Here is a 7,302-nt window from a genome sequence, read left to right as displayed (position 1 = left end):
TCAGGCTTTTGCTGTCTCTCCTGCTCGCCGCCGCACTCCGCATGGTCAGATCCGACCCGCCAAGCAGCCAAGCCGCCTGAGCGATTTCTTCACGGACGACTTTCGAGGCTGCCGCACGCGGCGCGATCTTCGATCGCCGGTCACCTCAGGATGAGGTTTGAGGGTCGGAGGTGCGCGACCGCCGATAGATCGCAGTGTCGCGGACCGTGCTTGCAATTCTGCTGAAGCGATGCGGCCGCGAGGGCCGCACCGCTTCAGCCTCATCCCCGCGGCGGGATCTCCAGGCCCCGCTGCACCGCCGGCCGGGCGAGGCTGCGCTCCAGCCAGGCCGGGACGTTTCTCAGGGCGTCGTACTCCACCAGCTCCCGCGCCTCGTAGAACCCGATCAGGTTGCGCACCCAGCCGATGAGCGCGATGTCGGCGATGGTGTACTCGCCCATGATCCAGTCGCGCCCGGCAAGCCGCGTCTCCAGCACGCCGAGCAAACGCTTGGACTCGTCGCGGTAGCGGTGGAGCGGCCGCTTGTCCTCGATCTCGCGGCCGGCGAACTTGTGGAAGAAGCCGAGCTGGCCGAACATCGGCCCGACCGCCGCCATCTGGAAGAAGACCCATTGCAGGGTCTCGTAGCGCCCGGCGGCATCGCCCGGGATCAGCCGCCCGGTCTTCTCGGCGAGGTAGAGCAGGATCGCGCCCGATTCGAACAGCGCCAGCGGCTTGCCGCCGGGCCCGTCCGGGTCGAGGATCGCCGGGATCTTGCCGTTGGGGTTGAGCGACAGGAATTCGGGCGTCCAGGTCTCGTTCTTGCCGATCTGGACGGTGTGCGCCTCGTAAGCGAGGCCGAGTTCCTCCAGCGCGATCGAGACCTTCACGCCGTTCGGCGTCGGGAAGGAGTAGAGCTGGATCCGGTCCGGGTGGCGGGCCGGCCAGCGCACGGTGATCGGGAAGGCGGAGAGGTCGGGCATCGAAACAACTCCCGTGTGGGGGCCGCGACGATACCCGGCCTCCCCCGCCGGGCAAGCGACGGATCAGCCCTTCGCGGAGAAGTGCTTGACGAGGAGGGGCAGGTGGTCGGCCCCGTGCCCGGCCTCGACCAGGCCGTCGAGATCGGCGAAGACCCCCTCGGCGACGGCGCGCTCGGCGCCCAAGCCCTCGGCCATCGCCACGTAGTAGCTCAGGTCCTTGCGGGCATTGGCGATCGAGAATCTCATCGGCGAGGAATCGCCGGCGAGCAGGTAGGGCGAGAGCCGGTCGAGCGCCGCGCCGTGGCCGCCGCCCTTGCGCAGCACCTCGACCAGGATTTCGGGGGCGATGCCGGCCTTGCCGGCGCAGGCCGCCGCCTCGGCGATCAGCGCGACGGAGCCGAGCGAGACGAAATTGTGCAGGAGCTTCAGGGTGTGTCCGGCTCCCGCCTCGCTCCCGGCATGGAAGATGTTTTCCGCGAAGGCCGAGAGCAGCGGCTGCATCGCCGCGAACAGGTCCGGCTCGGCCCCGACCAGCAGGTTGAGCCGCCCTTCCGCCGCCTCCTTCGGGGTGCGGGTCATCGGCGCGTCGAGGAAGCGCCCGCCGGCCTGGGCCACGGCCGCGGCGACCCGCGCCGTCGACGCCGGCACCGCGGTCGAGCAATCGACCACCACCGTGCCGGGCCGTAGGGCGGCGAGGAGCCCCGCTTCGCCGAAGAGCACGTCCTCGACCTGCGGCGTGCCGGTGACGCACAGGATCACCACCTCGCTCGCACCCGCCAGCGCCGCGCGGTCGGCGTGGCGCGTCGCCCCCAGCGCGTCGAGGTCACCCGTCGGCTGGTTGCCCGGATGATCGAGGTAGCCCAGCGGCCAGCCCTTGCGGGCGAGGTTGAGGGCGATGCCGTGCCCCATCAGCCCGACGCCGACGATCCCTACGCTCTGCTTGGTCATGTGTTTCGATCTCCGTGAGAGAAAAGCTCAGCCGAGCGCGCGGCGCACCGCCTCCGCGACCTCGGTGCAGCGCGCGCTCCCGCCGAGGTCGCGCGGCACCGCGCGGCCCTCGGCGAGCACGGCTCCGACCGCCGCCTCGACCCGCTCCGCCGCCGCGGCGAGACCCGCGTCGTTTTTTCGGTCGGCGAGCCAGCGCAGCATCATCGCCCCCGACAGGATGGTGGCGACCGGGCTCGCCACATCCTGCCCGGCGATGTCCGGTGCCGAGCCGTGGGCGCCCTGGAACAGGGCGTGCGCGTCGCCGATCTCGCCCGAGGGCGAGATGCCCATGCCGCCGACCGTGGCGGCGCCGAGATCCGAGATGATGTCGCCGAACATGTTCTCGGCCACGATCACGTCGTAGAAGTCCGGCCGCTTGAGCATGTGCACGGTGATCGCGTCGGCGTACGCGTAGTCGATCGCGATGCCTGGATGGTCGCCGTGGACCTCCTCGCAGATGCGGCGGAAGAAGGCGTAGCTGCGCAGGATGTTGGCCTTGTCGCAGACCGTGACGCGGCTTTGCCCGTCCTTCGGCGCGCCGTTGCGCTTGGCGGCCAGATCGAAGGCGAAGCGCGCCACCCGCTCGGTGCCCTTGCGGGTGATCACGAGGCTGTCCGAGGCGATCTCGTCGCGCAGCACCACCCCGGCGCCGCGGCTGGCGTAGAGCCCCTCGGTGTTCTCGCGCACGATGACGTAGTCGATGCCGCCGCCCTCGAAGGCGCGCAGCGGCGAGAGCACGCCGGGCAGGAGCTTGATCGGGCGCACGTTGGCGTAGAGGTCGAGGCGGAAGCGCAGGCGAAGGTGCAGGTCGTTGCCGACCTCGGTGCCGTCCGGATAGACCACGCCCGGCAGGCCGGCGGCCCCGTGCAGGATCGCGTCGGCGTCGCGGCAGGCGGCGAAAGTCTCTTCCGGCAGCACCTCGCCGCTTCTTTGGTAGTGCCCGGCGCCGCCCTCCAGCATCTGGAACGCGAGGGTGCCGGCGCCGCAGGCCTCCCGGAGCACCGTCATCGCCGCCTGCGTCACCTCGGGCCCGATGCCGTCGCCCTCGATCGTGGCGATGCGATACTGAGCCATTCTCGCCCTCCTCCCTTGAGATCCGCCGCGGGAGCGGAACCTTTGCGAGGGCGCCTAGCACGGCGCAGCCGGCCGCGACATGCGGTCCGGCGCATGACAGGGAGGAGCCGCCGATGACGGGAGAGCCGTTCACCTACCACGTTCCGGATGCCGCCCTCGCCGACCTGCGCGAGCGCCTCGCCCGCACCCGCCTGCCCGACCAGGCGCCCGAGGCACCCTGGACCTACGGCACCGACGTGACCTACCTCGCCGACCTGATCGCCTACTGGCGCGACCGCTTCGACTGGCGCGCGCAGGAGGCGGCGCTCAACGCCTTCCCGCAGATCACGCTGCGGGTCGGCGAGATCGACATCCACTGCCTGCACGTGCCGGGCAACGGCCCGAACCCGCGGCCGCTCCTCCTCTGCCACGGCTGGCCCGGCTCGGTCTTCGAGTTCCTCGACATCGTCCCGCGCCTCACCGACCCGGCCCGCTTCGGCGGAAGGCCGGAGGACGCCTTCACGGTGGTGGCGCCCTCGCTCCCCGGCTACGGCCTGTCCTTCCGCCCCGGCCAGCCGCGCCTTGGCGTCGAGGAGATCGCCGACCATCTCGCAGAGCTGATGACGCGCCTCGGCTACCCGCGCTTCATGACGCAAGGCGGCGACTGGGGCGCCTTCATCACCACGCGGCTCGCCTGGCGCCATCCGGAAAGGGTCGAGGGCCTGCACCTCAACATGCTGCCGGTGCGCCGCGACCTCACCGGCCGCGACGCGACGCCGGAGGAGGCCGCCCACTACGCCCGCGTCGCCGCCTGGCTCAAGGAGGAGACCGGCTACCAGTGGATCCAGGGCACCAAGCCCCAGACCCTCGCCTTCGCCCTGACCGATTCGCCCGCCGGCCTCGCGGCCTGGATCGCGGAAAAGTTCCGGTCCTGGTCGGATTGCGACGGCACCATCGAGAACGCCGTTTCCCGCGACCGGATGCTCGCCAACATCTCGCTCTACTGGTTCACCGGCGCGATCGGCTCGTCGTTCCACCCCTATTACTCCCGCATGCACCGGCCCTGGCCGGTCCCTGACGGCGAAAAGGTGCGGGTGCCGACGGCCTACGCAGCCTTCCCGAAGGAGATGGTGCGCCCGCCGCGCTCGCTGGCGCAGGCCACGATGTTCTCGGATCTCCGCCGCTGGACCGAGATGCCGCGGGGCGGCCACTTCGCCGCCCTCGAGCAGCCCGATCTCCTCGCCGAGGACGTGAGGGCCTTCGCGGCGTCCCTGCGAGACTGATCGGCCCTGGCGCTCAAGATTCCTGGCGCCGAAGATGCATGGCGGCGGGCCTCGATCCTCGCACGCGGCCGCCCCATGCATCGTCAGCCCTTCCTCAGAGTAACGCGCGCGCCCGGGGACCGGAGGTGAGCGGGCCGGACGGCTGGGCCGAGCGGCGGCGCATCGCCGAGCAGGCAAGGGGCGAGCGCGCTTGGTCGCTCTGGGGGCCTTACCTCAGCGAGCGCCAGTGGGGCACGGTACGGGAGGATTACAGCCGCGACGGCAATGCCTGGCGCTTCCTCACCCACGAGGATGCGCGTTTTCGCGCCTATCGCTGGGGCGAGGACGGCATCGCCGGGCTCACCGACGATCACGGGCTGATGTGCCTCTCCCTCGCACTCTGGAACGGGCAGGACCGCATCCTGAAGGAGCGTCTTTTCGGCCTGACCAACGAGGAGGGCAACCACGGCGAGGACGTCAAGGAGGTCTACCACTACCTCGACGCGGTCCCGAGCCACGCCTACCTCAAGTATCTCTACCGCTACCCGCAAGGCGCCTTCCCGTACGAGGCGCTGCTCGCCGAGAGCCGCCGACGGGGCCGCGACGCGCCCGAATACGAGATCGAGGAGACGGGCGTCTTCGACGGCCTGCGCTTCTTCGACGTCACGGTCGAATACGCCAAGGCGGAGGCCGACGACATCCACGTCGTCGTCACGGCGGTGAACCGCGGCCCCGAGCCCGCTGTCCTGCACCTCGTGCCCCAGCTCTGGTTTCGCAACACCTGGTCCTGGCGCGAGGGGGGTGAGGCCTGGCGGCCCCGGCTGACGGCGCGCCCGGACGGCAGCATCGCGTGCGAGCATCCGCGGCTCGGGCCCTATCGGCTGACCTATGACGGCGCGCCGGCGCTGCTGTTCTGCGAGAACGAGACCAACCCGCGACGGCCCGGCGCGCTCGGCCCGTTCAAGGACGGGCTCAACGCGGCGATCGTCGCGGGCGACACCGACGCCGTGGTGTCGGAGGGCGGCACGAAGCTCGGCCTGCACTACGCCCTCACCCTGCCGGCGGGCGGCCGCGCGGTCGTTCGCCTGCGCCTCTGCGCCGGCGGCACGCCCCGCCCGGTCGACCGCGCCGGCGCGGTGGTGGCCCGGCGCCTCGCCGAGGCCGACGCCTTCTACGACGCCCTCCAGGACGGCATGACCGATCCGGACGAGCGCCGGATCTACCGCCAGGCCGCCGCGGGCCTGATCTGGACCAAGCAGCTCTACCGCTACGATGTCGGCCTGTGGCTGCGGGGCGACCCGCTCCAGCCCCCTCCGCCGGCGGAGCGGCGCCGCGGCCGCAACACCGCCTGGGCCCACATGGCCGCCGCCGACGTCCTGTCGATGCCGGACAAGTGGGAATATCCCTGGTTCGCCGCCTGGGACCTCGCCTTCCACTGCATCCCCTTTGCCCTGCTCGATCCGGACTTCGCGAAGGCGCAGCTCCTGCTCCTGACCCGCGAGTGGTACATGCACCCGAACGGCCAGCTCCCGGCCTACGAGTGGGAGTTCGGCGACACCAACCCGCCGGTCCATGCCTGGGCGGTGCTGCGGGTGTTCGAGATCGACCGCGACCGGCGCGGCGGGCGCGGCGACCTCGCCTTCCTGGAGGGCGTCTTCCACAAGCTCCTGATCAACTTCACCTGGTGGGTGAACCGCAAGGACGCGACCGGCCGCAACGTCTTCCAGGGCGGCTTCCTGGGCCTCGACAATGTCGGGGTGTTCGACCGCTCGCGCCCTCCCCCGGGCTTCGGCCTCGTCCACCAGGCCGACGGCACCGCCTGGATGGCGATGTACGCGCTGACGATGATGCGCATCGCCCTCGAGCTCGCCCTGCACAACGACGTCTACGAGAGCACCGCCTCGAAGTTCTTCGAGCACTTCCTGCTCATCGCCGAGGCGATGACCGACATGGGCGGAGAGGGCTTCGGCCTCTGGGACGAGGAGGACGAGTTCTACTACGACCAGGTCGATCTGCCGGACGGGCGCATGATCCCGCTGCGGGTGCGCTCGATGGTCGGGCTGGTGCCTCTCTTCGCCGTCGAGGTGATCGAGCCCTCGATGCTGCAGCGCCTGCCGGACTTCGCCCGGCGCCTGCACTGGGTGCTGCAGAACCGCCCCCACCTCGCCCGGCTGGTCTCGCGCTGGACCGAGGGCGGCGTCGGCGACCGCAAGCTCCTGTCGCTCCTGCGCGGCCGGCGGATGAAGGCGCTCCTGCGCCGCATGCTCGACGAGGCGGAGTTCCTGTCCCCCTTCGGCGTGCGCTCGCTCTCGAAGGCGCACCAGGCCCGGCCCTTCACCCTCGACGCGCTCGGTGCCTCCTTCACGGTGCGCTACGACCCGGCCGATTCCACGTCGGGGATGTTCGGCGGCAACTCGAACTGGCGCGGGCCGGTCTGGCTGCCGATGAACTATCTGATCATCGACTCGCTCCGGCGCTTCCACGCCTATTACGGCGACGACTTCCGGGTCGAGCACCCGACCGGGTCGGGGCAGCTCCTGTCCCTGGCGGCGATCGCCGACGCCCTCGAGGACCGGCTGATCGCGCTGTTCGCCCGGGACGCGACCGGGCGCCGCCCGGCGCTGGGCGACGCGCCCCGCCCGCCGGACGGCGACGACGAGGCGCTGCTGTTCTACGAGTTCTTCGACGGCGATACCGGCCGCGGCCTCGGCGCCTCGCACCAGACCGGCTGGACCGCCCTGGTGCTCAACCTGCTGCACCACCGCGCGCGACGGTGCCCGACGGAAGGGTGAGTTGCGGGTCCGAGTGGCTCCGGCCTCGGTCGATGTCGCTCTCATAGGGTCTGACACCGCCCCTTGAACGCCGTGCGAGTATACCCACTTAGGGTACAAGCCGGTCGCGGAGGCCGCGGCAGCTCTGGCCACGCCTCCCGTCGCACGGAACGAAGCCTCCGGGCTCGAACGTGTTGACAGGCGAGCCGGCTACCCTTAAACGACCGCTCACCGACGGGGCGCCGAGACGAACGGCTCGGCCCCGAG

5 protein-coding genes are annotated in these 7,302 nt (G+C 71.0%); 2 read left to right on the top strand and 3 right to left on the bottom strand.

Translation table 11 applies throughout. The features are described from left to right. Nucleotides 1–260: 260 nt before the first annotated feature. The 3 genes from EU555_RS35565 to EU555_RS35555 all read right to left on the bottom strand — a co-directional run bounded on the left by EU555_RS35565 (nt 261) and on the right by EU555_RS35555 (nt 3,023). Nucleotides 261–962, bottom strand: coding sequence for a glutathione S-transferase N-terminal domain-containing protein (locus tag EU555_RS35565; RefSeq protein WP_135420063.1), 702 nt, complete (start codon nt 960–962; stop codon nt 261–263). A 63-nt stretch (nt 963–1,025) separates the two neighbouring features. After that, the gene (locus EU555_RS35560; protein ID WP_135420061.1) at nt 1,026–1,910 is read right to left on the bottom strand and encodes an NAD(P)-dependent oxidoreductase; all 885 of its coding nucleotides are present in this window, start codon (nt 1,908–1,910) and stop codon (nt 1,026–1,028) included. A 27-nt stretch (nt 1,911–1,937) separates the two neighbouring features. Further along, the gene (locus tag EU555_RS35555) at nt 1,938–3,023 is read right to left on the bottom strand and encodes an isocitrate/isopropylmalate dehydrogenase family protein (RefSeq protein ID WP_135420059.1); all 1,086 of its coding nucleotides are present in this window, start codon (nt 3,021–3,023) and stop codon (nt 1,938–1,940) included. Between the two features lie 113 nt (nt 3,024–3,136). Between EU555_RS35555 and EU555_RS35550 the strand changes: the two genes are divergently transcribed. Continuing rightward, nucleotides 3,137–4,285, top strand: a complete 1,149-nt coding sequence (locus EU555_RS35550; RefSeq protein WP_135420057.1) for an epoxide hydrolase family protein — start codon at nt 3,137–3,139, stop codon at nt 4,283–4,285. A gap of 125 nt (nt 4,286–4,410) precedes the next feature. Next, nucleotides 4,411–7,056, top strand: coding sequence for an MGH1-like glycoside hydrolase domain-containing protein (locus tag EU555_RS35545; RefSeq protein ID WP_135420055.1), 2,646 nt, complete (start codon nt 4,411–4,413; stop codon nt 7,054–7,056). Nucleotides 7,057–7,302: the final 246 nt, after the last annotated feature.

The organism is Methylobacterium nonmethylotrophicum (assembly GCF_004745635.1).
Taxonomy (GTDB): Bacteria; Pseudomonadota; Alphaproteobacteria; order Rhizobiales; family Beijerinckiaceae; genus Methylobacterium; species Methylobacterium nonmethylotrophicum.
This window is presented reverse-complemented; position numbering and strand designations above follow the sequence as displayed.

Bases quoted from the DNA above. Each gene is read 5' to 3' on its own strand.
- EU555_RS35565 (WP_135420063.1), bottom strand. From the start codon at position 962: ATGCCCGACCTCTCCGCCTTCCCGATCACCGTGCGCTGGCCGGCCCGC.
- EU555_RS35560 (WP_135420061.1), bottom strand. From the start codon at position 1,910: ATGACCAAGCAGAGCGTAGGGATCGTCGGCGTCGGGCTGATGGGGCAC.
- EU555_RS35555 (WP_135420059.1), bottom strand. From the start codon at position 3,023: ATGGCTCAGTATCGCATCGCCACGATCGAGGGCGACGGCATCGGGCCC.
- EU555_RS35550 (WP_135420057.1), top strand. From the start codon at position 3,137: ATGACGGGAGAGCCGTTCACCTACCACGTTCCGGATGCCGCCCTCGCC.